Origin of the sequence: Solwaraspora sp. WMMD791, from assembly GCF_029581195.1 — a bacterium.
Classification (GTDB): domain Bacteria; phylum Actinomycetota; class Actinomycetes; order Mycobacteriales; family Micromonosporaceae; genus Micromonospora_E.
Window position 1 is genome coordinate 5,678,678 of the sequence record NZ_CP120737.1, and the last position, 25,521, is coordinate 5,704,198.

The window sequence follows — 25,521 nt, forward strand, 5'->3', positions numbered from 1 at the left end:
ACCCACTTTCGATCCTGGCCGCAAGGGCACACCATGGCTCAGTTCCGACCAGCCAGGAGACGACCTTGACTAACCACGTCCCGCCACCGCCACCGCAGCAGCCCTTCCACCTCGGACAGATGGCCCAGCCGCCGCGCAAGCGCCGTCTCTGGCCGTGGCTTATCGCCGGAGGCGCCGCCTTCACCGTGCTGCTGGTCTGCGGTATCGCTGGTATCGCCGTACTGGCAAACCTCGACACCAGCGAGCCTGGCGTCAACGCCGCTGCACCCGGCACCGATACGGCTGGCGATAGCGATGCGCCAGACGACTCAACGGAGGAAGAGCAGCCAGCCACGCCGACCGAAGTCGCTGTTGGAGAAACGCTCACCATCACCGGGACCGGATTCGAAGGCCACTACACGATCACCAAGGTCGAGCAGGTTGACCGTGACGAGTTCGGTCTGCGCCCTGAGCACGGCACCTACCTGCTCGCACACATGAAGGTCGAGATCGTCGAAGGATCGACGTTCGTGTGCTCCTGCGAGACCGCGTTCGTCCAGGCCGGCGGCCGCGTACACGAGGAAGCCTTCGCCTCGATCAAAGGCAAGCCGATGTTCGAGTCGGCTGAGCTCGCCGCTGGCCAGAACACCGATGGCTGGATCGTGTTCGACGTGCCGAAGGACACCATCGATGGTGGGAAGATCCAGCTGACGTTGCAGAACTTCTGGACTGACAACGAGTACGGCTACTGGACGCTTTAGTGCACCCGACGAGTGGTCGCCAACAGTGCGTTGGTGGCCACTCGTCCCACCCTCCGGGCCATCAGGTGCCCGCCAGCGCATGTAGCCGCCGCGTTGCGCGAGTTCTCCCTACCTGGTCCGCTGCGGGAGAAGTGGGTTAACCGGCAGTGACCAGCTCGCGGTACAGCGGAGAGTCCAGGAAGCGCGGGACGATCTCGCCGTACGCCCGTCCGAACTCCAGAGTGCGCACGTCTGCGCCAGCCGCTCCCGGCGGGCCTGCTGCCACCCACCCGTCGGATGGGGCCGGTCGACCACCTCCAGCCGGGCCCCGTACGCGTGCAGCAGCGCACGCATCGACGGTTCCAGTTCCCGGTCGACGACCAGCACCACCGGGTGGCCGAGGGCCTGCCCGGCGAACACCAGGCCGATGCCGAGGGTGCCGCTGGTCGACTCCACCACGGGTGCGCCGTCGCGGAGCTCGCCGCGCCGTCGCGCACCGGCCAGCATCGCCACCGCCGCACGGGCCTTCATCCCACCCGGCGCGGCGCATTCGACCTTCGCCCAGAAGCCACCGTGCGGGTGCGGCAGCGGCGCGTCGACGTAGATCAGCGGGGTGTGCCCCACCAGGTTCAGCAGCTGCGGCGCGCTCACCTCGACACCCCGTACCGGTACAGGGTCGTCGGGCCGCCGTCGAGCCAGAAGAACGGGTACGGCTCGGCCGACACCGCCGTCAGCCCGGCTCCGATGAACCACGGCAACACCGCGCTGCCGGTCTGCGCGAACGCCACGAAGGGCTTGCCCCCGGTGGCGGCGTGGGTCAGGAGCGGCTCGAACGTGCCGTTGCCGAGTGTCATTCCCGAGGCGAGAATCGCGTCGCACCGGTCCAGCAGCGCCGTCGCGTCGGGCAGGCACGGCTCGTCCCATTCGGTACGGCCGCCGGCCAGGTCGCACGGCAGATACCGCCGTCCGGCGGTCCGGAGCCCGGCCAGCAGCGAGTTCACCACCCCGACGACGAGGACCGTGCCGCTGGTCGCCGGCAGCAGGTCGACCACTGCGGCGGCCCGGGCCTGTGACTTGGCCAGCGAGCTACCGGCGGGCACGGTGACCGCCGCGTCCGCCGCGTCGGCGTGCGGGCGCTGCGCCATCAGGTACGCGTCCAGCGCGGCCACCCGTACCGGCAGCAGCGGATGCGCGAGCAGGTCGGCGACCGTGGCACCGACGCAGTCGTAGACGACCTCGTCGGGCAGCTCGCCGGGCTCGACCGCGCAGGAACCGACCGCCGCGTCGACCCGCAGGCTCAGCACCTCGTTGCGGTAACCCCGCAGCCGGGTCGCGTGCCGCGCGCCCTGCCTGGTCACGAACCCCACGCTGACCTGGCAGCGGGTCGGGTCCGCCCCGTGGCGTCCGGCCCGTACCGCGTCGATCAGCGCGGCGAGGGACCGGTACGCCGGCCGCGCCGGCGACACGGACGTTGCCGCCCGGATCGGCGACACGGACGTTGCCGCCCGGATCGGCGACACGGACGTTGCCGAACTGCCGGCGGTGGACGCCGTCATACGGCGGCTCCGGCCGGCTCGTCGGCGGACCGGAACCGGCCGGTGGCGCTGTCCTCGTCGACGTATCCGACGCGTACCTGTGCGGCCAGGCCGTCGGCGATGGTCCGCGCGCCGGTCCCGGCCGTGTCGACCACCATCACGTGGCCCAGGTAGTCGTTGTTGCTGCTGGCGTCCCCGGCCCGGTGGCCGGCGGGTTTCACCGACCAGTCGACGACCCGAGGGTCGGTTTGCCAGGCCCCGGTTCCGTCGATCCGGGCGACGACACCGGGGCGTGGCGGCAGCACGAACGCGATCGCCGCACTGCGTACGCCGGTGTCGGTTGCGGTGAGGTCGGGGTCTTCACCGAGCGCCAGCTGCGCGTACACCATGGGCAGGTCGATGCCGGTGACCCGGCGCACCAGCTCGGTGATCTGGTTGCCGGCCGGCCGGGGGTTGATCTCCACCACCCGTGGCCCGGACGGCGTCAACCTCAGCTCGGTGTGGGCGACCCCGCGGTCCAGGCCGACCGCCGTCAGCGCGGCCACCGCCACCTCGCCGGCCCTGCGGGCGGTCGCCGGGTCGAGCGCCGCCGGGAACATGTGCCCGGTCTCGACGAACCCCGAGGCACCACCGAGGCTCTTGTCGGTCACCCCGACGACCGTCGTGTGCCCGTCCACGGTGACCGTTTCCACGCTCACCTCCGGGCCGGACAGCAGCTCCTCCAGCAGCACCGTCGGCACCCGGGGCTGGCGTCGGGCGTTGACCGGGAACCCGGCGAGAGCGTCGAACGCCGCCCGCAGTCCGGCCTCGTCGGCGACTTCGCGCACGTACATGCCGGCGCAGAGGTCCACCGGTTTGACCACCAAAGGGAAACCCAGCTCCCGGGCCGCCTTCGACATGGCGGACCAGCTTTCTACCAGCGCGTACCGGGGTTGCGGCACGCCGGCGACGTCCATCGCCGCCCGGGCGAGGTCCTTCCGGTACGCGCGACGCACCGCTTCCGGGTCCGCGCCCGGCAGACCCAGGTGGGTGGCCAGGCGGGCGGCGGTGTCGAGGTAGTAGTCGCAGGAGGTGAGTACGCCGTCGAAACGCAGCGCCTGGTGCAGCCGGCCCGCGTGCTCCAGCAGGTTGGGCAGGTCGTTGGTCTCGGCGGTGAGCACGTTGTGCGCGGCGAGCAGCGGATGCGCACCCCCGGCCGGCGCGCCACGTAGGTAGTGGTGCAGGTCCCGGGTCAGGAAGGTGAACCGGTGGCCGGCCTCCAGTACCGCCCTGGGCAGCAGGTGGCTCATCGCTCCGACCCAGCTCTCCACCAGCAACACGTGCGCCATCGGCGCCTCCTCCCTGGGAAACAGGCGTGGTTATGATAACGGTTATCGTTTGCTGTCGGTAGCCCTGGGCACGCCTGACCGCGCGCTCGCGGTGTGTACCGGGCGCTCAGGCGGAGGCTGAAACCGTCCTTACTGGACCTGGAGCAGGCCGCGCCTGGTCATGAAGGCGCGCAACGTCTCGACGTCGTCGGCGGACATCAACTCGCGGGGGATCACCGTCGCCGGCATCCGGCCGACGTACACGATCCAGAAGCCGGGGGTGTCGCGGACCTGGCTGACCGCATCCCAGGCGATGTCGCTGAACTCCGTACCGCTGCGCATCGTGATGGTGTCGTCGGTGATGTCGTAGCCGCCGTCGACCGCGTACTCGCTGGACCGGCGCCGGGCACGTGAGCGCACCCACGGCCCGTACAGCATCGACAGCACCCCGGCGGTGACCAGCGACATCCACAGCAGCGAGAACTGCTCGCCCCAGCCGTACTCCCGCGAGGCGACGAAAGCGGCCACCCCGGTCGCCGCCAGCACCGCGCCGATGTAGCCGTACTTGGCCAGCCGCACCCGGCTCAGCGCGGAGGCCGCCCTGCCGGGGTAGTCGGGGTCGGCGGGGACGTCGAATCGGATACGCACGTCAGCACGATAGTGCCCGCACCCGCAGTCAGGTCGCGGTGAGGGCGTCGGCGGCGGCGAACAGTTCGCGCTCCCGCTGCGGGTCGTAGGACTCGTCCGACGAGCGTTCGGCCCGCCCGAGATTCACGTACGACCCGCTCGGCGCCACCGCCGGGCCGGTCGCCACCCGCGCCAGGTGACCGCCGGCGGTACGCGGGCCGACCGACAGCGGGGTCAAGGTGAGCAGCGGCAGCACCCGGGTGGCCACGAACCGTACGACCGGACCGGCGTCGCGGGCCAGCCCGGTGCCCGGCACGAAACCCGGATTCCAGCTGAACACCTCGGCGTCGGTCAGCCGCCGCGCCCACTCGTGCACCAGGTAGATCACGGCGAGCTTGCTGGTCGAGTACGCGGTCCGCCCGGCGACCGCCGTGTCCGGCTGGTCGGGGCGGGCCAGCTCCGTCGGGGGCCGCCAGCGTGGCGCGGGTACGAGTCCCAGGTTGTGCCGCAGGTCGCCGAAGTGGGTGTCCGAGCCGGTGATCACCACCCGCCGCAGTTGGTCGCCGAGCAGCCGCAGCAGCAGGTGGTTGGCGAGTACGTTGACCGCGAACGTCACCTCGTACCCGTCGGCGCTGGGCCGGGCCCCGCTGGTCACCTGCAGCCCCGCGTTGCCGACGAACGACGTCACCCGGGCCCGCTCCCGCACGTGGTCGGCGGCGGCGCGCACCGAGTCCAACGACGACAGATCAGCGGGTACGCCGTACACCTGCTTGTTTCCGCTCTTGTCGCGCAGCGCCTCGGCCAGCCCGCCGGTGCGGTCGGTCACGAACATCCGCAGCTCCGGGTCGGCCGCGAGCATCGCGACGGCCGCGTGCCACCCGATTCCCCGGCTCGCGCCGGTCATCAGCATCGTCTCGTCCATGCCTGCGACTGTCGTCGCTGCGGCGATGCTCAGCCATCACCCGGTGCGACGGTAGGACCGGCGGTACCAGGAACAGCATCGGGTCGGCCCGGATACTGGTGGAGTGACCAGCGCGTTCGGTGCCGCCGTGAAGGCGTGGCGGGGCCGGCTCTCCGTCGCCGACACCGGCCTGCCGGCCACTGCCCGCCGCCGGACGGCCGGCCTGCGCCGCGAGGAGCTGGCGTCGCTGGCGGGCCTGTCGGTCGACTACGTGGTACGGCTGGAGCAGGGCCGCGCCCGCCACCCGTCCCCGCAGGTCGTCGCCGCCCTGGCCCGCGCCCTGCAGCTCGCCGACGCCGAACGCGACCACCTGTACCGCACCGCCGGGCTCCTCCCGCCCGCCGCTGGCGACGTCGGCACCCACATCCCGCCAGGGGTGGCCCGGGTCGCCGCCCGCCTCGGCGACGTCCCGCTCGGGGTGTTCTCGGCCGACTGGACCCTGCTCACCTGGACCCCGCTGTGGGCGGCCCTGCTCGGCGACCCGGCCGCCGTGCCCCCGGACCAGCGGAACCTGCTGCGGGTGCTGTTCACGCCAGACAGGTCGGCGGCGTGGCCGCGCGTCACTCCGGACGGGATCTCCGACGGCACGCCGGCCGCCCTCGTCGCCGACCTGCGGGCCACGGCCGCCGCGTACCCGAACGACCGCCGGCTGGCAGCGTTCATCGCGTCGCTGCACTCCGCCAGCCGGGGGTTCGCCGCCCTCTGGGACTCAGGCGCGGTCGCCGCGCACGCCAGCGAACGCAAGACGATCGCGCACCCGGTCGTCGGCCCGGTCACCCTGAACTGCGACGTGTTGACCGCGCACGGCTGCGACCTGCGCATCGTCGTCTACACGGCACCCACTGGCTCCTCGGACGCCGACAAGCTCGACCTGCTGCGCGTCACCGGAGTGCCCCCGCCGACGACCGGAGCGGGTGCCCCAGACGGCCCGCGTCGATCAGCCAGCTCCGGCTCGACCTGACTACAGCTGAGGGGTGAGCGCTGGTCCGGTCCTTCGGGTGCGCCACCAGATGATCGCGGCGATGACGATGACCGCGACGGTGGGGACGAGTTGGTACGGCGTGCCGACTCCGGCTGAGCGGTCCTGCAGCGCGCTACCGAGGTCCACCCGTAGGGACGTGGCCAGGACGAAGGTGAACGTGTTGAGTACGGCGTGGAGCATGACCGCGATCTCAAGCCCACCGGTGCGCCAGGTGATGACGGCCAGTCCGCTCCAGAGCACGAAATACCAGACGATGATGTACGGATCCGTCGCGCCGTGGACGGCCGTGAACAGCACGCTCGAGACCAGCACTCCGGCGACGAGTCCCGCCCGCGGGCTGCGGGTCCAGCTTCCGATCACGCGGAACATCAGCCCACGCACGCCGTATTCCTCGCCCGCCGACTGGAGCGGGGTGAGGAGCATCGTGGCGAGGAAGATGGCGATGAGGTCGGTCTGCGACCAGGGGGACTCCTCGACGGGCGTGAGAGCTCCGATGGCGTTGACCACCAGCCAGGCGGGACCGAAGATGAGCAGCGATCTGCCGAGCAGGTCGAAGCGGAATCGCGATGTCACGGAGTGCAGGGACGCGCCAGGCACGCCGTAGAGCCACCGCTGGATGAGCATGCTCCAGGGAATGAGTAGGCCGAGGGAGAGCATCGCACTGGCGTGGGCGAGCGGCGTGTAGTCGGTGCCACCCAAGATTGGTGGGGTGTCGCCCATCCGTACGTCGATGAGCGCCGCCGCCCTGCCGATGACCGTCGGGAAGATGACGATTCCGGCCAGCAGGAGGACGATCGCGAAAATTCCTCGACCGATCCGGCGTTTGTCGCCGGCGAGTACCCGGTGGTATTCGACTCCCTGTGGAACTGACGGCTCATCGCGGGGTTCGGCCGGAGTGAGTAGTGAGTTCGTGTTGATTGTCGTGGTCACGGCTTCCTCTTGTGGAGTGGGTTACTTACCGGCTTGGTCGAGCACGCTGTACCGCAGGCGGAGTGCCCGCTCGGTGCTCCCCAGCCCGGCCCCGACGGCGAGGGCGAAGTTGAGCCAGACCGGTAGGTGGACGGGTGTGCCACTAACACGCTGTACTAGTGGCAACGCTAGCACGGCGTGCTAGTACGCTGTGTCAGGAGGTGGCGGATGGCACAGGACGACCGGAGCACCGGCTCACGGGAACGGATCCTCGCGGCTGCGGCCGCGATGCTCGCCGAGGATGTGACGGCGCGGTTGAGCGTCCGCGCGGTCGCGGCACGGGCCGGGGTGAGCACGGGCTCGCTCAGGTTCCACTTTCCGACCCAACGGGCCCTGCAGGACACCGTGCTCGCCAGGATCTACGGCCAGATGTTCCCGGACGACCCGATCCACGACCGATCGCTACCCGCCCGGGATCGACTGGTCAACTGTCTCCGGCAAGTGCTCGCCCCCGCCGGCGTCGGGGAGCAGGCACGTGAGGCGTGGGGCAAGGCATACCAGATGTTCATCGCACCCGAACCGAGCGAGAAGGTGCGCGCCGGGTATCTCGCCTTGGAGCGGGAAGGGTGGCGCCGTATCGAGTACTGGCTGACGGTTCTCGCTGACGAAGGCACGCTCCCCAAGGAAGACCACGCACGCCGAGTGAGATTCCTGCTCACCGTCCTCCACGGGCTTTCCGTCGAACGAGCCCTGCCCGCCGAGGACTCGATTCTGACCTCCGAAACCGAAACCCTCTACACGGCCGTCGACTGCGTCCTCAACGCCCAGAATTGACATCCTCGTCGCGCGTCACCGGAGTGTGCCGCGCAACGACACCCCGGTCCCGCCGTCAGTCGTCGAGGAGCTGGCAGCGCCGCTAGACCTCGGCGAGGATCCGGGCGAGCTCCGCGGGCCGGGTGAGCATCGGCCAGTGCCCGGAGTCGATGTCGACCAGGTCGAGCTTCGTGGCCCGGGCCAGCTCGGGCACCTGCCCGGCGGCGATCATCTCCCGCGCCTGGGCCGGCGTGAACTCCGGGCACACCAGCACGACCGGTACGTCGAACCGCCGATCGTCGGTCAGCCGTACGACGCCTTTGGCCACGCCCTCGGGGACCGGAACGGCCGCCGCCGCGAAGTCCCGCCGGGCCTGCTCGTCCAGGTCGGCCGCGTCCGCGCCGTCGAACGGCTCCCAGCCCGGGAACGGCACGACCCCGTCACGGACCTCGAAGAAGTCGGCGTACGTGTCCCCGTCGACCGCCGGGACCCCGCCGATCAGCACGACCCTTGCCACCCGTTCGGGCCGGGCGTCGGCCGCCATCCAGGCCAGGGTGCAGGCCGCCGAATGCCCCACCACGATCGACCGGCCGGGGCCCGCGTCCACGGCGGCCAGCACCGTGGCCAGCTGGTCGGCCAGCGTCGCCGAGGTGTTCCCGTCGCCCTGACCCGGCAGGGTCACCGGCACCGGGTGCCGGCCCCGCTTCCTCAACTCGGCCGCGACGTCGGTCCACGCCGACCCGTCGAGCCACAGGCCACCCAGAAGGACGATCTGATCTGCAGTCACGGCATCAGTCATGGCCTCAAGCTAACGGCGATTCCGGACGTTCCACTTCCGGTACTGTCGGCGCTGTGCGAACCGGTCCGAGCCCCACCGCCCGCGCCGTCCGCACACTCGAGATCCTGCGGGAACGCCCCGGCACCACCGCCGACCAGCTCGCCGCCGCCCTGGGCGTGACCGAGCGGGCCGCGCGACGCTACATCGGGATCCTTCGGGAGGCCGGCATCCCGGTGGAGTCGGTCCGTGGGCCGTACGGCGGCTACCGGCTCGGTCGAGGCACCCGACTGCCGCCGGTCGTCTTCACCCAGGAACAGGCGCTCGGCCTGGTCATGGCGGTGCTCGACGGGCAGCCGGCCGCGATCGACCCCGACGACCCGATCGGCGCGGCGCTCAGCAAGGTCATCCGGGCGCTGCCCGACAGCGTCGGACGGCAGGCGGCGGCACTACGGGGGTACGCCTCGGCCACCCCCGACCGGCATTCCGCCCGCCCCGACCCCGCCACCACGAACACCCTCGTCACCGCCGTCGCCGACCGGCGTCGCGTCCTGATCACCTATCGCGGCGAGCGTGGCGAGCAGTCCGACGCCGAGGTCGACCCGTGGGCGGTCGTGGTCCGGCACCGACGCTGGTACCTGCTGTGCCACTCGCACCGCGCCGACGCGGTCCGCACCTACCGGATCGACCGGGTCCGGGCCGTACGGCAGCTGCCGCACGGCTTCACACCGCCCGACGACCTGGACCCGGTCGCCGCCCTCGAAACGCATCTCGGCGTCGGCTGGCAGTACCCCACCCGGGTCGTGTTCCACGCGCCGTACGAGCAGGTCGCCCCGTGGATCCGGCCGCCGATGGGCCGCCTCACCCCGGACGGCGACCGGTGCGTCCTGGTCGGCAGCACCCGCAACCCCGCCATGTACGCCCAGGAGTGGCTGGCCGTCGTCCCGTTCGACTTCACTGTGGAGCAAGGCCCCGAGCTGCGGGCCGCCGTCGCCACGGTCGCGGCCCGCTTCGGCGCGGCACTGCCACCTCCGTCGCCCCGGACCTGATCAACCATCGCCGCCGCCGGCGGTGCTGGTGCCCGTACGAATGCGGCGACGCCGCAGGCGCGCGACCAGGCCAGCCAGGGGAGCGCCGACCACGATCACCAGCAGCGCTGCGGTGACCGCGAAGGCGGACCGTAGCGGGCCGGTGTCCGGTCGGCCCGCGTCGCGGAACTGACCCGCCACGGCGAGGTCGGCCGCCACGTCCAGGTCGGCGATGCCGTCCGGGGTCTCCAGCAGGACGGTCGGCTCCGCCGCGCCCGGGGTGAGCGCGACCAGCCGGACCCGCCCGGTGTCCCAGGCAGTGTCCGGGATCCACGGGGAGTCGCCGAACAGGTCCGGCACCCGGGTGCCGGCCGCCGGCACACCGGCCACCGCGACCGCGCTGCCGTCGTCGCGCCAGCCGATGACCCGTACGTACCGGGTGCCGGGCAGGGCAGGCAGGTCGACGGCGGCGGCCCGCTCCCCGGTGCGCCCGTCGTACCGGACCAGCCGCCAGGTCTCACCAGAGCCACGGTGGACGGTCGTCAGCGACCGGCCGTCGGGCAGCCACGCCGCCGGCCCGGCCAGCAGTTCGGTGCCGAGCGGGATGGTCGCGTACGCCGCCGGCCGCGCGGTGTCGGTCCGGTACAGCCGGACCGTGCCGCTGTGCTGGACGGCGATGCTGCCGTTGTCCGCCGACAGCGCCACCGCCGCCTGGTCGCGGTTGCCGGTGTCGTCGATGGAGACGATCTCCACCCGCCGCTCGATGTCGTAGACGCCGATCCGGCTCTGCTGGTGTGCGCCACCGTCGTCGTACGGGCCGTCGTCGCCGGTCACGTAGGCCAGGAGCGTGCCGTCGGGGGAGAAGGCCACCGGGTCGCCGGGCAGCGAGATGGACAGCGTACGGTCCGGGTCCAACGCGCGTACGGTCCGGTTCCGGGCGATGAGCTCCCCGTTCGGGGAGAGCAGAGCGGTCACCCCCGGCTCGGTGTAGATGAAGTCGGTGAACACCCGGTAGTCGTCGTCGCCGGCCGCCACCAGGGCGAACCGGCCTTCGTCCCAGTTGTTCGTGGTCGCCGGGCCACCGAAGATGGCCGCGGCGACACCGGGCGCGGACTGGTCGACGGTGGCGGTCCACAGCGGTGGCACGTACAGCCGGTCGGGTAGGCCGACCGCTGCGGACCCCGCGCCCACGGGGTTCGACCGCCCGCCGGCCCCGCCGGGTGGGCGCAACGCCAGGCCGGTCCCCAGGGCCACCGCCAGCACCAGTACGGCGACGCCGCTGACCAGCCGGCGCTGGCGGGTCCGCTGGCGGACCTGGTCGTAGAAGTCCTCCGGCATGGGCGGAACCGCCACCTGTGCGGCGAGACTGCGCATGCCGTCACGGAGCATCGTCTCGGTGTTCATGGTGCCACCTCCACCCGGCGGGTCGCGAAATCGGCCAGCTCCGGCGCCACCTGACGCAGCCGCTGGAGCGCGTGCCGGGTCTGGCTCTTGACGGTCCCGACCCGGCAGCCGAGCAGGACCGCCGTGTCGGATTCGGTGCGGTCCTCGTAGAACCGGAGCACGAGCACCGCCCGCTGGCGTGGCGTCAGCCGGTCCAGGGCGGCCGCCAGCACCATCGCCAGTTCGGGCTCGGCCGGCGGCGGCGCGTGTGACTCCGGTACGTCGGCCACGAGCGTCTCGACGCCCCGGCTGCGCCTGCGCCGCCACCAGCTGACGAACTGCGTGTAGAGCACCCGGCGGACGTACGCGGCCGGTTCGTCGACCGTGCCCCAGCGGCGCACCATCCGGGCGAGCGCGGTCTGCACCAGGTCCTCGGCGTGGTGGCGGTCGCCGGTGAGCAGGTACGCCGCCCGGAACAGTCCGTCGCGCTCGCGGCGGACGAAGGCGTCGAACGCCTGGTGTGCCGTGTCGTGCTGGTGGGTCACGGTGCCTCCCTCAGCCGGTATGACGCCGGCCGGTACCGCGTTGGAGGGAAGCCGGCGGGGTTCAGCCGTCGTGCCGGTCGGTCGGCAACGGCTCCGGTAGCCCGTCGATCCGGTCAGTCAGGTCGAGGATGTCCGGTACGGCGTCCAGCACGGTGACCTCCACCAGTGCGCCATCGCGGCCATGCCGGCGGCGGTACTCGTCGTAGGGGTAGTCGGCGATCGGCAGCCACGACCGGTGTCCCCGTACGGGGTGGTTCTTCTGTGTCACCGCCCCGGAGTTGAGCCGGCACAGTTCAATCCGTGGGCCGTGCCGCTCGACGAGGGCGCGGGTGTCGACGTGCAGGACGATCTGCTTCTCGGCGCGGTACTCCTTCGCCTGGCGCAGCCGGTCCAGCCGCTGCGGGGTGGCCCAGAAGAAGACCCGGGAGTTGATGGCCGCGAGGTACTCGGCCAGCGAGGAGCCCGGATCGATCTTCTCAGCGAGGAACTTCATCGGCTTCTGGTCGCGGATCACCGCCGGCGGCAGGCCGGGCGCACGCAGGACGGTGGACTGCCTGCGGGGTGCGTTCAGGAGCCGGTCCCGTTCGTCCGCGTCGAGGCCGAACAGTTCGATCAGGCGTTGCGTGGACAGCAGACCGTGCCGTTGCACCGATGACCACGCCGCCGCCGACATCGTGTGGAAGACCTGCGGATGGCGGGCGATGAGTTCCTTGGCGTCCATGCCTGGGCATGATGCCGCACGTCCGTGGCTACGGAGCCGACGAGTCCTTTCGGTAGGACGTGTGACGGCCACCCGCCCGGCGGTGAGGGGCGGCCGTCGCCGTTGCGGAGGAGGTTGCGGAGGAGGTTGCGGAGGAACTTGTCAGGGGACCGCGGTGCCCACTTCGATCCAGGTGCTGTCGTCGTGCACGTTCCCGACAGAGATGCCGTCGAGGATCTTCGTCATCTCGGCGTTCGACAGCCGACCACTGCTGGCAACCTGCACGTTCACGCTGTCGTCCGCGTACCACCTGTTGCAGAATCCGACGAGACAGGTGATTCCGGGCGACGGCTTCTGGTTGGAGTTCTCCGCCGGCCCGACGTAGATGAAGAAACTACCCGGCGGTCCTTCGTCCAGCCCCGTACCGTACGGCTCGGTGAGGCCGGTGGTCGGCTGGGCCGGACTGCTGAACAGCAGACCCGCGTAGTCACCGTTGCGAGCGGACGCGATTCCGTTCAGACCGGTCATCGTGTGCATCGCCGCCTCGTCCAGGCTGTATCCGGGCGGCACGTAGTCCATCGTGATCGGAACCGTCGCCGGCGTCGGTGGGGCGGGGCGCCATCCGGCGGCCAGGTCGCGCAGATCCTCCGCCGACGGCATGCTCGCGTTGTCCGACATGGAGTCGATCACCGCCCAGGCGTTCTCGGCGTACTCCCAGGCCAGGGTCCGGTACGCCGCCCAGTTCAGCCATCGTCTGTTGAGTTCGAGACCGGGGCGGCCGGCGACCGTCACGCTCTGCGCGTCGACGAGCGTCGTGGGGTCGTACGCGCCGGGCCGGTAGACCGTCAGATAGGCGTGCAAGCTCGGCTCGTCCCGCCAGGGGTTCAGCCCCGAGTCCCCCTTCTCCGACATGTCGTTGGTTGTCATGCCGTCCGCGTACACCCTGGTGAGCTGGTAGGCGGTCGACACGATGACCGGGTCCGCGACCCGCAGCTTCCCGACCCGGTAGCCGGTGAAGGTGTAGGTGAACGGTGGCCCCGGCACCGCGGCGGCCTGGGCCGCACCCGCTGCCTCGCCGACCGGGTCGCCGGTGACCGGTGGGGACGCCCCGCCGAGCAGCGACGGTGCCATGACGGCCGCCGCGACGCCGGCCGCGGCCGGCGTCGCGGCGGCCGTCAGCCAACCGAACCTGCGACGACGCTGGGCACGCCGCCCCGATTCGACGATGTCGTCAACGCTGTAGCGCGGCGGTGGTGACTCTGACGTCGCAAGATCCACCAGATCCTGCATTCGCATCGGCCCACTCCTCATGCTCCGTAATCCCTTCCAGGACCACTCCTTCGGCGGCGAGAGCCGCCTGTAGCTTCGCCAGGCCCCTGGCCGTCTGGCTCCGGACCGTGCCAGCGCGTACGCCGAGGACCTTTCCCGCGTCCTCGGCGGTCAGGTCGAGGTAGAACCGCAGTATCAGCACGGCCCGTTGGCGGACCGGCACCGCGCGCAGCGCCGTACGGATCCGAATCCGGTCGTCGACGGCTCCACTCGGGTCGGCGTGGGGGAGATCGGGCATGACATCTCCCACCAGCCGTTCACGGCGCCACCACGGCCGACGGACCTCGTCGATCGCGGCCCGGATGACCATGGTCCGGGCGTAGCTGTCCGGGTGGTCGAGGCGTCCCCAGCGCGGATACAGCTTCGACAGTGCGTTGGCGACCGCGTCCTCGGCGGCGTGCCAGTTCCCGCAGGTCAGGAACGCCAGGTTCCGCAGCGCGCCCATCCGGGACGCCACGAACTCACGGAATTCATCTTCGTCCTCTGGTGTCACCGGGCTGCTCCCTCCGATGGTGACAGGACGGTCGCGGCCCGCCAGAACGCTGCACGCCGCGCCGAAATGTGCGCGATCAGACTGCGTACCGCCGCTCTGGCCGCGACCGCCATCCTCGCCGCCGGGTCGCCCGCGGCCGCGACCGGCGTCGCCCAGGCGGCCCGACCACAGCCCCGACCACAGCCCCGACCACAGCCCCGACCGGGGCCGTGACCGAGGCCGTGACCGCGAACCCGGCGGCGGGCCCGGCCAGCCGGTCGGCGACCAACCCCTACGTCGGCCCCAACGACCTGCCCCGGTACAAAGCGGAGTTCGTCGACCCGATCGCCGACATCCTCAGCCGGCCGGCCAGGACCTGCGGATCGTGGCGGTGATCGAACCGCACTCGCTGCCGTACCTGGTCACCCACACCGGCTGGCGCTACGAAGCGACCCCGCTCTGCGACACGATGCTGGCCAACGGCGGCTACGTCGACGGCGCCGGCTACGCGCTCGCGACCCTCAGTGCGTTGCCGAACGTGTCGAACTACCTCGACATGGCACACCACGGGGCGATCGGCTGGGAGGAGAACCTGGCCTCCACCATCGACCTGCTGATCCACGCCGCCACCGCCGCTGGCGGCACCCTGGCCGCCGTACGCGGCGTCGTCACCAACACCGCCAACTACGCGCCGTTGCGGGAACCGTTCATTCCGATGACCCCCGCCGTACACCTACTCGCGCTGGATCGACTGGAACCCGTACAACGACGAACTGTCGTTCGCCAGCGCGATGCGCGGCCGGCTGGTCGCGGCCGGCTTCGACCCGGACATCGGCGTCGTGGTCGAGACCTCCCGCAACGGCTGGGGCGGCCCGACCCGCCCGACCGGCCCGTCCACGTCACCGAACCGGGACGTCTTCGTCGACCAGTCCCGCATCGACCGGCGCTTCAGCAAGGCCAGCTACTGCAACCAGACCGGCGCCGTGCTCGGCGAGCGGCCGACCGCCGCGCCGGCCGCCGGCGACTGGTTCCCGGCCCAGTTCCAGCAACTGATGCAGTACGCCTACCCGCCACTGTGACGCCGACGCCGCTGCCGGCCAGTACAGGTGGCTCAGGCCGGTCCGCCTGGCAAGGCTCGCTCCGGGTCCAGCTCGTTCATGTGCGCGACCCGCGCAGTGTGGTTGCCAGCCAGTCCGCGCTCCGTTGCAGGATCTCCGGTAGGTGGTTGGACAGGATTTCGTAGTGTTCGCCCGGGTACTCGATCAACACTTTGGGTTCGGGTACGCGGTCGTACATCGCCTTGGCCTCGTCGACCGGTGCCACGGTGTCCTGCTCGGCGAGCACCATGAGCAGCGGCTGGGTGATGCGTTCGGCGTAGGCGGTCACTTCCATCTCGAAGAGGTAGTCGAGGGTGGAGAGCGTGATCGCGTTGCGGAAGCTCGGAACGTTCTTGAGCATCTGCTCCACGAACTCGATTCCGGCATGGTCGGAGAACATCACGGGGTCGTCCGGGGCCGGGATACCGTGCAGCCGCATGACCTGCGCGGGTTCGCCGCGATACTGGGCTTCGCGGTCCGCCGGGATGCGTGCCTCCAACTGGGCCATGGTATCGGCGGGCTGCAGCCGGCGGGCGGAGATGCCACTGACCGGTGGGATCAGCACGACCGAGGCTCGGACCCGTTTGTCGAGGGCGGTGACGAACAAGGTGTTGGCGCCGCCGATGCTGATGCCCCAGAGACCGATCCGGTCACCGTCGACGAGGGGGTGCATGCGCAGCCAGGTGATCACGTGCCTGAGGTCGCGGCACTGCCGCCAGGGGTCGAACTGCTGCCGTGGTTCGCCGTCGCTGAGGCCGGTGTTGCGGTGGTCGTAGGCAAGGCAGGCGATACCGGCGTCGGTGAACGGTGTGACGAGCGGGTACATGGACTCCGCTGGGCCGCCGAGACCTCCCTGCAGGACCACGACGGGATAGGGCCCGTCGCCGTCGGGAGGGAACAGCCGGCCACGCAGGGTGACACCTTCGGCGTCGATCTCGACGTCGTGAGCTGTCATGGTTGGGCTCCAGACTCTTCAACGGGACGGGGTGAGGTGGCGAAGCTCGCCCTACGGTCCTCGAGGGCCTTGCGAGCGAGATTGACCGGCCCGACAAGTCGGGCCAAGCGGATGAGGCCGAGCGGGGTGAAGCCGGAGGCGGCACCCTCCCGTGTGATGGCCTTCCGCAGGATCGGATAGTCGTAGTCGCGCATCTGCTGTTCGTAGGCGGCGACGGCGCGTACGAGGGCGGGACCGGAGTCGGGAGCCTCGGCGAGCCGTTCGGCCAGCAGAGCGGCGTCGCGCAGGGCGAGGTTGGCGCCGGCCCCCAGGCTGGGCGGCATCGCGTGGATCGCGTCACCAAGCAGGGTGACCCGGCCGGAAGGCCAGGGTGGGATCGGCTCGAGGTATCGCATTGCGGTGACGAACATGTCGCTCTCGGGCGCACGCTCTACCAGGCCGACCACATCGGGATGCCAGCCTTCGACCTGGGCGCGCATCGCTCGTCGCAGGTCGGACTGGGCGGCCGTGTCCAGGTCGATGCCGAGCCGGTCAGTGACGACTCGCGGCACCGACGCGCCGAGCATCATGTACGGCTCGATGGGCGACAGTTCGACCTGCGGGGCGAATCGGGCGGTCGCTTCCTGGTACGGCATCCGGGGCTGGAACGCGCCAAGTGCGAGGACACCGTTGTCCAACAGCAGCCGACTGAAGATCACCACGAATCCGTCGAACAGTTGTCCTTGCAGGGTCTGGGCGATGTCGTCGGTCAGCGGGGATCGGCCGTAGATCGCGCGGAGGCCCGTGTCCATGGTGCGGATCTGCGGCAGCATCTGCCGCCGGATCGGTGAGTTGACGCCGTCCGCGGCCACCAGCAGGTCCCCTTCGGCCGTGGACCCGTCCTCGAGCAGGACCGCGACGCGGTCACCGCGTTCCTCGTAGCCGGTGACCGTCGCGGCCTCGATCACGTTTGACAGCCCGGCGGAGAGGATCTGGCGCAGGGTCCAGCGGTGGACCGCGGTGTGTCGCAGCGCGCCGACGTTGGGTGGCCCGATGTGCGGGCGTGCGCCCAAGGTCCGGAGCTGCTCGTCGAGCATCAGAAACTGCTCCCGGCGCGGGTCGGCCCGCGAGGTGTGCTGGTACAGCTGATACAGGTCGGGCGGTAGCAGGGCCTGGAGAGCGTTGCCGCCGTCAGCGTTCATATGCAGGCGGTACCCGGCGTTTCCGCCTGTGAGGTTGCGCTCGAAGAGGCGGACATCGAAGCCGTGTCGGGTCAGGCCCTGCGCCAGGGCCAGTCCACCGATCCCTCCGCCGGAGATCAGAACCTGTGCGTTCACCACGGCCTCCTGTGTCGCCTGCGGCATGGTCCGTTACGGCAACGTAAATCACCAGACACTTGTCTGTCAACGGACACATGTCTGTAAACAGACAGGTGTCCAGTGAGGTTTGGGTAACCTACGGGGGTGACAGCGTCTAACCGATCAGCAGCCGCGTCCCCCGACGCTGCCCAGCCGTCCCTGCGCGACCAGCGCAAGCAAAGCACTCGCGACCAGATCATCGCGGCTGCCCGCGACGCGTTCACCCAGGACGGATACCGCAGCACCACCATCAGCGAGATCGCCCGGCGAGCCAGAGTCGGCCGGGCGACCTTCTATATGCACTTCTCCGGCAAGGCCGAGCTGGCCGACGAGATCGCCCGCTCGATCAACCCGGTGATGGCGCGCCACCTCAGGTCGCTGGCCGACGAGCCCCCGACCCTCGATCGGATCGAGCGATGGCTGACCGAGCTGGTCCAGCTTTTGCGCTCCCTCGGCCCCATTCCCGCCGTGGTGAACGAGGCCGTCGGCTACAACCGCGTGCTCGCGAGAGTCATGATGGATTCGTTGCGTGAGATTGCCGACCGGTTGGCCGACGATCTCACTCGGGCCGGGCACCTCCCCGACGACCCGGACCGCGGGCAACTCGCTGCGTTGCTCCTGGCCACCGCTGATCTCGCCGGCCTCATGTTCGGACCCGAGCCCGAACCCTCCGACGCGCAGAATCTGGCCGACCTCGCCCGGCTCTGGCACCGGGTGCTCCACTGAGCATCGGTCGAGGGGGTGCCGAGATGTCAACGACTGGCGACGTACCCGATGCGGACACCTCGCCTGCGCGCGGCGCTACTCCGGCACGGACACAGGCAGAACGGGTGCCCCGTCGCGCCGCAGAGGATCGCGTCAGGCGGCAGGGCGAGAACCTGGTACGGCCAGCGCGGCGAGCGCCGCAGCGGCCATGACCGCCGCCGAGACGACGAAGGCGACTGCGTAGCCGGACTCGGCCGGCACGGACGTGCCGGCTACCAGGGCCGACGTCACGATCACCGGCCCCGCTTGGGCACCGAGCGCCCCGCCGATCGTGCGCATGATGGTGTTGACGCCGGTGGCCACGCCGGTCTCCTGCGGCTGGACGGCGGAAACGACGAGGTTGATCACCGAGGAGAAGGAGAAGCCGACGCCGATACCGATGATGCCGGCACCGGTCGCGATGGCCCACGCGGAGTCGAGTCCCGCAGCGATCACGACGAAGCCGGCCAGGCTGATCACGCAGGCCGCCACGAGCGTGCTCTTGAAACCGGTACGGGCACCGAGCCGCCCGGCGGCGGGACCGGCGATCAGCATCGTGACCGCCATCGGCAGCAGGAACAGCCCGGACCCGGTCGGCGTGGCACCGAATCCATAGCCTGCGTCGGTTGGCGTCTGGACGAACTGCGGGACCAGGCTGAACGCGCTGTAAAGTCCGGAGCCGATGAGCAGGGCGACGAGGTTCGCGCCCAGCACCGACCGCCGTCCCAGCATCGACAGGTCGATCAGTGGCTCGTCGACGCGTCGCTCGACCACTGCGAACACCGCGAGCGCCACGGCACCGGACACGACGAGTGCGGCGGTGGCAGGCAGCGACCACGTCCGGGCCTGGCTGATCGCGAGGAGCACCGCAGCCAGTCCGGCCGTCACCAGGATCGCGCCCAGCCAGTCGATCTGGCCGGGGAACCGGGTCGGGGTCTCGCTGATCGACGTCGCGATGGCGGCGAACGCGATCGTGACGGCGATCAGGCTGATCCAGAAGATCCATGGCCAGCCGAGGTGGTCCAGGATCGGGCCGGCGACGACAAGTCCGATGCCGAACCCGATGCCGAAGGTGGCGCTGATCGTACCGATGACCACGGGCACCCGGTCGCGGTCGAACATGTCTCGCACCAGGCCGAACGCGAGCGGGAAGGTGGCCGCGCCGAGTCCCTGGACGGCCCGGCCGGCGATCAGCGTCCCCGCCTCGGCGGCGAGGGCCGACGTGAGCGTTCCGAGCCCGAGGAGGGCGAGGCTGACCAGCATCAGCCGCTTCTTGCCGAACATGTCGCCGAGCCGTCCGAGCAGGACCGCGCCGACCGACGAGGTCAGCAGGAACGCGCTGAGCACCCAGGACATGGTCGAGGGCGATGCGCGGAACTCGGTACGCAGTTCCGGTAGCGCGGGAATCACCATTGTCTGCAGGAGCGAGAACGACAGCACCGCGCACAGCAGGGCGGCAAACGCTCCACGGGGCGACCGGAGTCGTTGTCGGGTCACATCAGGAGGGGTCACACCAGGTCCGTTTCGCGTGTGCTGAGCGGTGACTGTCGCCGATGGCCGCCCTGCCTACGCGCGACGCCAGGGTAGGCAGGGGCGGCCGTGCGGCGGTCAGCCGAGCTTGAGTAGCAGGTCGGAAAGCTCGACGGGTGCGGTGACCATGCAGTCGTGCCCGGTGGCCAGTTCCCACCGCTGGGCGGGGGTGCCGTTGGGCTGTACCGGGGGTACCGGCCGCCGGTGCGGCGGGGCGCCGACGGTGCACTCGATGTGCGTACGCGGGATCCGGTCCGCCGCCGGGTTGTCCAATTGGACCCGCTGCTGGAAGGAGAGGACTGTGGCATCGGAGAGCAGGGTGCGCAGCCACGCCTTGTCGGCGGGATCGGTCACGCCGAACAGTCCGGTGTCGGGCTGCTCCGGTAGCGGCGGGATGCGCCACGGGGCGTCGGTCTGGGCGGCCTGGTCGATCAGGAACTGGGTCAGGGGAATGACGTCGATGGCGTTCTCGCCGTCGGTGGGCACCATGGCGTCCAGGTAGACCAGCTGCGCGATCCGTTCCGGGACCTCGTTGATCACCGAGGTGACGACCATCCCGGCGTAGCTGTGTCCGACCAGCACCACATCGGTCAGGTTCTCGGTCTTGATCAGCCGCACGATGTCCTCGACGTGGGTGTCGAGACCCGTGGCCGGACTCAGCAGGTGGGCCCTGTCGCCGTAGCCGGTCAGTGACGGAGTGAGGACCCGGTGTCCGGCCTCGGTCAATGGCGGGATCACCCGCTTCCAGGCTGTGCCGCTGTGCCATGCGCCGTGTACCAGCAGGTAGGTGGACATGCTTCTCCTTCGATGGATGACGAGCATTGCCAGACTCCTGCCCGATGGTGGAGCCGGCCCAATGATTGTGAGGCTACAACGATTGTGATCGCCGTACAATCTGGCCCCGGGTATGATGGGTCACATGGCATCGACGACGCGCACCGCGCCACTGGCGCAGCTGGGCGTACTCCTCGCCGGTCGCGGGGCGGTCGCCAGTGCCCGCGTCCGTGACACCCTGGCCGCTCAGGGCCTGACCATGCGGTGTGTCTTCACGCTGACCCACCTGGCTGACGGGCCGGTCAACCAGCAGGCACTGATCGACCTCCTCGGCGTCGACCCGAGCGCGCTCGTCGCGGTACTGAACGAGTTGGAAAGCCTGGGCATGGCCTCTCGGCAGCGTGACCCTGCCGACCGCCGCCGGCACATCGTCACGATCACGCCCCAGGGCACTGCGGCGCTGCAGTCCGTCGACTCGGCGCTGAACGGCGCGGACGACGACCTGTTCGCCGCGCTCTCCTCCGACGAGCGAGATCAACTCGAGCGGCTGCTGACCAAGGTCGCCGACGCGGATTCCTGCAGCGACAAGTACTGACCTTCGTGTCCCGCCACGTACCGGCGGACCGCAGCAGGACAGAGGCCACGGCGGGCGTCAACCGATCGGTTGATGCGCGGATCGACCGACCTCGGTGCCGGCCGGGTGATCCGGCAACCCCGGCGGCGGGCCACGCTGACAACCATGGCGATCATCGAGGTGACGAACCTCCACAAGCGGTACGGGGACACGGTCGCCGTCGACGATGTGTCGTTCATCGTCGAGGCGGGCGAGATCTTCGGCATCCTCGGCCCGAACGGCGCAGGCAAGACGACCACCGTCGAATGCGTCAGCGGTCTGCGTACCCCCGACCGTGGCCAGGTCACGGTGCTCGGCCTCGATCCACGACGCGACCGGCGTGAGTTACGGGAAAAGGTCGGGGTGCAGTTGCAGGAGCACCGGCTGCCGGACAAGCAGACGGTGGCCGAGGCGATGGATCTGTACCGGTCGTTCTACCGCGAGCCGGCCGACGGGCGGCGGCTGCTGGACATGCTCGGGCTCGCCGGCAAGCGCGACACCCCGTACCGGAAACTCTCCGGCGGGCAGCAGCAGCGACTGTCGGTCGCGCTCGCCCTGGCCGGCCGACCCGCCGTCGCCGTGCTGGACGAGCTCACCACCGGGCTCGACCCGCAGGCCCGGCGGGCCACCTGGGACCTGGTCGAGCAGGTACGCGACTCCGGCGTGACGATCGTCCTCGTCACCCACTTCATGGACGAGGCGGAACGGCTCTGTGACCGTCTCGCGCTGATCGACGCCGGGCGGGTGGTAGCGCTCGACACCCCCGCCGGTCTGGTCGCGTCCGTGGCGGCCGAGCAGCGGGTACGGTTTCGCCCGTTGACGGCCCTGGACGAGCGGCTGCTGACCGACCTGCCCGAGGTGACCGGCGTCCAGTGCCACGGGGGTCAGGTGGTGGTGACCGGCACCGGGAACCTTGTGCAGGCAGTCACCACCATCCTGGCCCGGCAGCAGATCATCGCGCAGGACCTGAGGGTCGAGCAGGCCAGCTTGGACGACGCCTTCGTCGCCCTCACCGGGAAGAAGCCTGCCTGATGTCCGCGCTGCACAAACTCACCGTCACCGAGGCGAAGTTGTTCCTGCGGGAACCGACGGCGGTCGTCTTCGGGGTGCTGTTCCCGACCGTGATCCTGCTCGGGCTCGGCGCTGTCCCCGCGCTGCGGGAACCGTCGCCGGAGTTCGGCGGCGTGCGGTTCGTCGAGCTCTGGGCCCCGAGCGCGCTCGTGCTCGGCCTAGGCATCGTCGGGCTGCAGCACATCCCGGGAGTGGTCGCCGGCTACCGGGAGCGGGGCATCCTTCGGCGGATGTCCACCACTCCGGTCCACCCCGGCACGGTGCTGGTGGCGCAGCTCATCGTTGCCCTGGCGGCGGCGGTCGCGGCGGCCGTACTGCTGATCGTCTCGGCCTGGCTGGTCCTCGACGTGCCGTTGCCGCGCCGGCCGTTCGGGTTCGCCGCCGCGTTCCTGCTCGGTTTCGGCGCGATCCTGGCGATCGGCATGCTGATCGCCGCGGTCGCACCCACCGCCCGGGTCGCCAACGGACTGGCGATGGTCGGGTACATGGTGACCATGTTCGCCGGCGGCGTCTTCCTGCCGCGTTTTCTCCTGCCGGGTTTCCTGATGCGCCTCGGCGACTACACCCCGCCCGGGGCGCAGTCGCTGCTGGCCGGCTGGTCGGGTGACGCGGTGGCCGGGGCGGCAGGTTCCGCACAGCTGCTGCGACTCGGGATAATGGCGCTGATCGCGGTCGTCGCCGGCGGTGCGGCGGCGAAGCTGTTCCGCTGGCAATGAGCGGAAGCTGTTCCACCGGGAGCGAGCCAAGCTGTTCCACCGGGAGCGAGGCGAAGGTGCGAGCGTCGACGAGCAGTGACACCGGCCCCGGCTGGGACCGCTGGTACGACAGGTTGCTCGTCCTGGTGCCCTGGCTGCTGCTGCCCGCCTCGACGGCGATCGCCCTGACCCAGACCGGCCAGACCTGGCGCGACCATGCGATCACCCTGGTCCTGGTCGGGGCGACCGCCGGGTGGGTGTACCTGGGACACACCCGGGTGCCGCCGGACCGCCGCAGGCGGACCCTGCCGATGCTGATCTACTTCGCCGGGCTGCTCACGCTCAGCGTCGCGCTGATGGCCCGTGACGTGATCTTCCTGCTCTTCGCCATCACCGGGTTCTTCCACGCGTACCAGTTGCGGCCCTGGCCGCTGGGGGCGGTCGGTGTGCTCGGCACCTCGATCGCCATCAACACCATGGCGACCGCCGCGCCGGCCGCGACGGTGCAGTCGCTCGGCACCTACCTGGGGGTGATCGTCATCCAGACCGTGGCGATCAGCGCCGGCATCGTGCTCGCCGAGCGGAGCACCCGGCAGCACGAGCGGCGCCAGCAGTTGGTCACCCGGCTGGAGGCGGCATTGGAGGAAAACGCCGGGCTGCATGCCCAACTGCTGGCCCAGGCCCGCGAGGCCGGCGTGCGCGACGAGCGGCAACGAATGGCCGGGGAGATCCACGACTCGCTGGCGCAGGGCCTGACCGGCATCATCACCCAGGTGCAGGCGGCTCAGCGGGTCTGGCATTCGCCGACTCCGGCGCGTGAGGACGTGGACCGGGCGCGTGAGGACGTGGACCGGGCGCGTGAGCACGTGGACCGGGCGCTGGACCTGGCCCGGGAGAGTCTGGACGAGGCCCGTCGGTCGGTGCAGGCGTTGCAGCCGCGCCAACTGGAGGCCGCCCATCTGCCGGCGGCGCTAAGCGAGCTCGCCCAGCGCTGGGCGGACGACACCGGTATCGCCGTGCGCTTCGACGTCACCGGCGAACAGGTCACGCTGAGCCCGGCGATCGACGTCACGCTGTTGCGGGTCGCGCAGGAGGCGCTGCACAACGTGGCCCGCCACGCGGATGCGTCCCGGGTGGGGTTGACTCTGTCCTACCTGACCGACGTGGTCCTGCTCGACGTCCGTGACGACGGGCGGGGCATGAACGGTGGTTCGGACCAGGGCTTCGGCCTGCGGAGCATGGGGCAGCGGGTTCGCAGCGTGGGAGGTGCGATGGAGATCGAGAGCGGCCCGGCCGAGGGCACCGCGATCAGCGTACGGGTGCCGGCGATCCCGATGCTGCGATCATGATCCGCATCCTGATCGTCGACGACCACCCGATCGTCCGCAACGGACTCCGGGGTGCCTTCGCAGGGCTGCCCGACATCGAGGTGGTCGGCGAGGCCGCCGACGGCCGGGAGGCGGTCGCCGAGGCGGTACGGCTGCGGGTCGACGTGGTCCTGATGGACCTGCGGATGCCGCAGATGTCCGGCGTCGAGGCGATCGCCGCCCTCGCCCGGGCCGCGCCCTCGGTGCGTGTACTGGTGCTCACCACCTTCGACAGCGAGACCGACGTGCTGCCGGCGGTCGAGGCGGGCGCCACCGGCTACCTGCTCAAGGACACCCCACCCGAGGACCTGATCCGGGCCGTCCGGGCCGCCCACCGTGGCGAGTCCGTCCTCGCGCCGTCCGCCGCAGGCCGGCTGATGGGCCGGGTACGCCGGCCGACCGGGTTGGCGCTGAGCAGCCGGGAGCGGGAGGTACTCCAACTGGTCGCCGACGGTGCCGGCAACCGGGAAGCGGCGAGACTGCTGTTCATCAGCGAGGCGAGCGTCAAGACCCACCTGCAGCACATCTACGACAAGCTCGGCGTACGGGACCGGGCCGCTGCGGTCGCCGAAGGTTACCGGCGCGGCCTGCTCCGTTAGACGCCAGGCGGCCGGGCTGCGTCCGTAGGGGACCGGCGCAGCCCGTCCAGGACGAGGGTGACGACGCCGTTGGCCTCGGCCCGCCAGTCGTCGCGGTCGTGGGCCGCGCCGATGCCGTGCAACGCCATCATGACGGCGCCCGCCCCCACGTCGTCGCGGACGGCGCCGCTGCGGGCGGCGGCGGCCACCAGGTCGGTGACAGCCTGTTCCAGCGCCCGACTGCCCTCGGCGAGGGTGCCGGATCCGGTGGTCATGAGGGTGACCAGGGTCCGGGCGAGGCCAGCGTGGGCGTGCAGGTAGTCGACCATGTCGCGCAGGAAGGTCGCCAACGCCTCGGCTGCGGGCAGCGTGGCCTGCAGGTCGCGGGCGCGACCGCACAGCGTGGCGACCTCCTCGCGGTAGACCGCCTCGGCCAGCGCTTCCCGGGTGGGGAAGTGGCGGTACAGCGTGCCGGTGCCCACCCCGGCGAGCCGGGCGAAGTCGTCGAAGCGTAGGTCGAAGAAGGCGCCGGTGGTGAAGAGCTCCCGGGCCGTGGCGAGCAGGGCGGCGCGGTTGCGCTGGGCGTCGGCGCGCAGCGGCCGGCGGTTGGTGCCGGCGGGTAGCGGCGTATCGGTCATGAGCACCTCGTGGTCGACCAAATGGAGATGATCTCCA

The 25,521-nt window shown here is 70.7% G+C and carries 28 protein-coding genes and 2 pseudogenes; 12 read left to right on the forward strand and 18 right to left on the reverse strand.

Annotated features, from left to right (window positions below):
* Nucleotides 1–65: 65 nt before the first annotated feature.
* Nucleotides 66–740: a DUF4352 domain-containing protein gene (locus O7623_RS25490; protein ID WP_282225501.1), complete on the forward strand. Its 675-nt coding sequence runs from the start codon at nucleotides 66–68 to the stop codon at nucleotides 738–740.
* A 136-nt stretch (nucleotides 741–876) separates the two neighbouring features.
* Here the strand turns inward: O7623_RS25490 and O7623_RS25495 are convergent.
* The 6 genes and pseudogenes from O7623_RS25495 to O7623_RS25520 all read right to left on the reverse strand — a co-directional run.
* A pseudogene (locus O7623_RS25495) lies at nucleotides 877–975 on the reverse strand (NUDIX domain-containing protein); the annotation flags it as partial.
* Between the two features lie 53 nt (nucleotides 976–1,028).
* Nucleotides 1,029–1,472: pseudogene (locus O7623_RS25500) on the reverse strand (pyridoxal-phosphate dependent enzyme); the annotation flags it as partial.
* Nucleotides 1,367–2,185: a DUF364 domain-containing protein gene (locus tag O7623_RS25505; RefSeq protein WP_282225502.1), complete on the reverse strand. Its 819-nt coding sequence runs from the start codon at nucleotides 2,183–2,185 to the stop codon at nucleotides 1,367–1,369. The pseudogene O7623_RS25500 and the gene O7623_RS25505, both read right to left, overlap by 106 nt.
* Before the next feature lie 86 nt (nucleotides 2,186–2,271).
* Nucleotides 2,272–3,582 carry an ATP-grasp domain-containing protein gene (locus O7623_RS25510; protein WP_282225503.1) on the reverse strand — a complete coding sequence of 437 codons (1,311 nt, stop codon included), beginning with the start codon at nucleotides 3,580–3,582 and terminating at the stop codon, nucleotides 2,272–2,274.
* Between the two features lie 129 nt (nucleotides 3,583–3,711).
* Nucleotides 3,712–4,209 carry a YcxB family protein gene (locus O7623_RS25515; RefSeq protein ID WP_282225504.1) on the reverse strand — a complete coding sequence of 166 codons (498 nt, stop codon included), beginning with the start codon at nucleotides 4,207–4,209 and terminating at the stop codon, nucleotides 3,712–3,714.
* Nucleotides 4,210–4,237: 28 nt separating this feature from the next.
* Nucleotides 4,238–5,110: an SDR family NAD(P)-dependent oxidoreductase gene (locus tag O7623_RS25520; RefSeq protein ID WP_282225505.1), complete on the reverse strand. Its 873-nt coding sequence runs from the start codon at nucleotides 5,108–5,110 to the stop codon at nucleotides 4,238–4,240.
* A gap of 103 nt (nucleotides 5,111–5,213) precedes the next feature.
* On the opposite strand from O7623_RS25520, the gene O7623_RS25525 reads away from it, so the two are divergent.
* The gene (locus tag O7623_RS25525) at nucleotides 5,214–6,110 is read left to right on the forward strand and encodes a helix-turn-helix transcriptional regulator (protein WP_282225506.1); all 897 of its coding nucleotides are present in this window, start codon (nucleotides 5,214–5,216) and stop codon (nucleotides 6,108–6,110) included.
* Here the strand turns inward: O7623_RS25525 and O7623_RS25530 are convergent, their stop codons facing one another.
* A complete protein-coding gene (locus O7623_RS25530; protein WP_282225507.1) occupies nucleotides 6,111–7,061 on the reverse strand; it encodes a CPBP family intramembrane glutamic endopeptidase in 951 nt (316 codons plus the stop codon). It lies immediately after the preceding gene.
* Nucleotides 7,062–7,268: 207 nt separating this feature from the next.
* On the opposite strand from O7623_RS25530, the gene O7623_RS25535 reads away from it, so the two are divergent.
* Nucleotides 7,269–7,874, forward strand: coding sequence for a TetR/AcrR family transcriptional regulator (locus O7623_RS25535; RefSeq protein ID WP_282225508.1), 606 nt, complete (start codon nucleotides 7,269–7,271; stop codon nucleotides 7,872–7,874).
* A gap of 82 nt (nucleotides 7,875–7,956) precedes the next feature.
* Here the strand turns inward: O7623_RS25535 and O7623_RS25540 are convergent, their stop codons facing one another.
* Nucleotides 7,957–8,640 (reverse strand): alpha/beta fold hydrolase, encoded by a 684-nt coding sequence (locus tag O7623_RS25540; RefSeq protein ID WP_282229569.1) that lies wholly within the window; start codon nucleotides 8,638–8,640, stop codon nucleotides 7,957–7,959.
* Between the two features lie 116 nt (nucleotides 8,641–8,756).
* On the opposite strand from O7623_RS25540, the gene O7623_RS25545 reads away from it, so the two are divergent.
* Nucleotides 8,757–9,677 (forward strand): WYL domain-containing protein, encoded by a 921-nt coding sequence (locus O7623_RS25545; RefSeq protein WP_282229570.1) that lies wholly within the window; start codon nucleotides 8,757–8,759, stop codon nucleotides 9,675–9,677.
* On the opposite strand, the gene O7623_RS25550 is transcribed toward O7623_RS25545, so the two are convergent.
* From O7623_RS25550 to O7623_RS25570, 5 genes are all read right to left on the reverse strand, one after another.
* Nucleotides 9,678–11,060, reverse strand: coding sequence for a hypothetical protein (locus tag O7623_RS25550; RefSeq protein WP_282225509.1), 1,383 nt, complete (start codon nucleotides 11,058–11,060; stop codon nucleotides 9,678–9,680).
* Nucleotides 11,057–11,584: a SigE family RNA polymerase sigma factor gene (locus O7623_RS25555; protein ID WP_282225510.1), complete on the reverse strand. Its 528-nt coding sequence runs from the start codon at nucleotides 11,582–11,584 to the stop codon at nucleotides 11,057–11,059. The genes O7623_RS25550 and O7623_RS25555 overlap by 4 nt, the downstream gene beginning before the upstream one ends.
* Nucleotides 11,585–11,645: 61 nt before the next feature.
* Nucleotides 11,646–12,305: a hypothetical protein gene (locus O7623_RS25560; RefSeq protein WP_282225511.1), complete on the reverse strand. Its 660-nt coding sequence runs from the start codon at nucleotides 12,303–12,305 to the stop codon at nucleotides 11,646–11,648.
* Nucleotides 12,306–12,446: 141 nt separating this feature from the next.
* On the reverse strand, nucleotides 12,447–13,580 hold the full coding sequence (locus O7623_RS25565) for a hypothetical protein (RefSeq protein ID WP_282225512.1): 1,134 nt from the start codon (nucleotides 13,578–13,580) through the stop codon (nucleotides 12,447–12,449).
* On the reverse strand, nucleotides 13,516–14,106 hold the full coding sequence (locus tag O7623_RS25570) for a SigE family RNA polymerase sigma factor (protein ID WP_282225513.1): 591 nt from the start codon (nucleotides 14,104–14,106) through the stop codon (nucleotides 13,516–13,518). The genes O7623_RS25565 and O7623_RS25570 overlap by 65 nt, the downstream gene beginning before the upstream one ends.
* 209 nt (nucleotides 14,107–14,315) lie before the next feature.
* On the opposite strand from O7623_RS25570, the gene O7623_RS25575 reads away from it, so the two are divergent.
* On the forward strand, nucleotides 14,316–14,480 hold the full coding sequence (locus O7623_RS25575) for a hypothetical protein (protein ID WP_282225514.1): 165 nt from the start codon (nucleotides 14,316–14,318) through the stop codon (nucleotides 14,478–14,480).
* 351 nt (nucleotides 14,481–14,831) lie between these two features.
* Complete coding sequence (locus O7623_RS25580; protein ID WP_282229571.1) at nucleotides 14,832–15,164, forward strand: glycoside hydrolase family 6 protein; 333 nt, start codon at nucleotides 14,832–14,834, stop codon at nucleotides 15,162–15,164.
* 76 nt (nucleotides 15,165–15,240) lie between these two features.
* On the opposite strand, the gene O7623_RS25585 is transcribed toward O7623_RS25580, so the two are convergent.
* Both O7623_RS25585 and O7623_RS25590 read right to left on the reverse strand, forming a co-directional pair.
* The gene (locus O7623_RS25585; protein WP_282225515.1) at nucleotides 15,241–16,137 is read right to left on the reverse strand and encodes an alpha/beta fold hydrolase; all 897 of its coding nucleotides are present in this window, start codon (nucleotides 16,135–16,137) and stop codon (nucleotides 15,241–15,243) included.
* Entirely contained in the window at nucleotides 16,134–17,453 is a 1,320-nt protein-coding gene (locus O7623_RS25590; protein ID WP_282225516.1) for an FAD-dependent monooxygenase, read from the reverse strand. The genes O7623_RS25585 and O7623_RS25590 overlap by 4 nt, the downstream gene beginning before the upstream one ends.
* Before the next feature lie 126 nt (nucleotides 17,454–17,579).
* Here O7623_RS25590 and O7623_RS25595 point away from each other — a divergent pair, with 126 nt between their 5' ends.
* Complete coding sequence (locus tag O7623_RS25595; RefSeq protein WP_282225517.1) at nucleotides 17,580–18,200, forward strand: TetR/AcrR family transcriptional regulator; 621 nt, start codon at nucleotides 17,580–17,582, stop codon at nucleotides 18,198–18,200.
* A gap of 132 nt (nucleotides 18,201–18,332) precedes the next feature.
* On the opposite strand, the gene O7623_RS25600 is transcribed toward O7623_RS25595, so the two are convergent.
* Together O7623_RS25600 and O7623_RS25605 are read right to left on the reverse strand one after the other, a co-directional pair.
* Entirely contained in the window at nucleotides 18,333–19,730 is a 1,398-nt protein-coding gene (locus O7623_RS25600; RefSeq protein ID WP_348775109.1) for an MFS transporter, read from the reverse strand.
* A 96-nt stretch (nucleotides 19,731–19,826) separates the two neighbouring features.
* Nucleotides 19,827–20,543, reverse strand: coding sequence for an alpha/beta fold hydrolase (locus O7623_RS25605; protein WP_282225518.1), 717 nt, complete (start codon nucleotides 20,541–20,543; stop codon nucleotides 19,827–19,829).
* Nucleotides 20,544–20,667: 124 nt separating this feature from the next.
* Between O7623_RS25605 and O7623_RS25610 the strand changes: the two genes are divergently transcribed.
* The 5 genes from O7623_RS25610 to O7623_RS25630 all read left to right on the forward strand — a co-directional run bounded on the left by O7623_RS25610 (nucleotide 20,668) and on the right by O7623_RS25630 (nucleotide 24,867).
* Entirely contained in the window at nucleotides 20,668–21,117 is a 450-nt protein-coding gene (locus tag O7623_RS25610; protein ID WP_282225519.1) for a MarR family transcriptional regulator, read from the forward strand.
* Between the two features lie 144 nt (nucleotides 21,118–21,261).
* Nucleotides 21,262–22,167 carry an ABC transporter ATP-binding protein gene (locus tag O7623_RS25615; protein ID WP_282229573.1) on the forward strand — a complete coding sequence of 302 codons (906 nt, stop codon included), beginning with the start codon at nucleotides 21,262–21,264 and terminating at the stop codon, nucleotides 22,165–22,167.
* Complete coding sequence (locus tag O7623_RS25620; protein ID WP_282225520.1) at nucleotides 22,167–22,922, forward strand: ABC transporter permease; 756 nt, start codon at nucleotides 22,167–22,169, stop codon at nucleotides 22,920–22,922. The genes O7623_RS25615 and O7623_RS25620 overlap by 1 nt, the downstream gene beginning before the upstream one ends.
* A gap of 56 nt (nucleotides 22,923–22,978) precedes the next feature.
* A complete protein-coding gene (locus O7623_RS25625) occupies nucleotides 22,979–24,250 on the forward strand; it encodes a sensor histidine kinase (protein WP_282225521.1) in 1,272 nt (423 codons plus the stop codon).
* Nucleotides 24,247–24,867: a response regulator transcription factor gene (locus O7623_RS25630; RefSeq protein WP_282225522.1), complete on the forward strand. Its 621-nt coding sequence runs from the start codon at nucleotides 24,247–24,249 to the stop codon at nucleotides 24,865–24,867. Before O7623_RS25625 ends, O7623_RS25630 begins: the two co-directional genes overlap by 4 nt.
* Here the strand turns inward: O7623_RS25630 and O7623_RS25635 are convergent.
* Complete coding sequence (locus tag O7623_RS25635; RefSeq protein WP_282225523.1) at nucleotides 24,864–25,484, reverse strand: TetR/AcrR family transcriptional regulator; 621 nt, start codon at nucleotides 25,482–25,484, stop codon at nucleotides 24,864–24,866. The genes O7623_RS25630 and O7623_RS25635 overlap by 4 nt on opposite strands.
* Nucleotides 25,485–25,521: the final 37 nt, after the last annotated feature.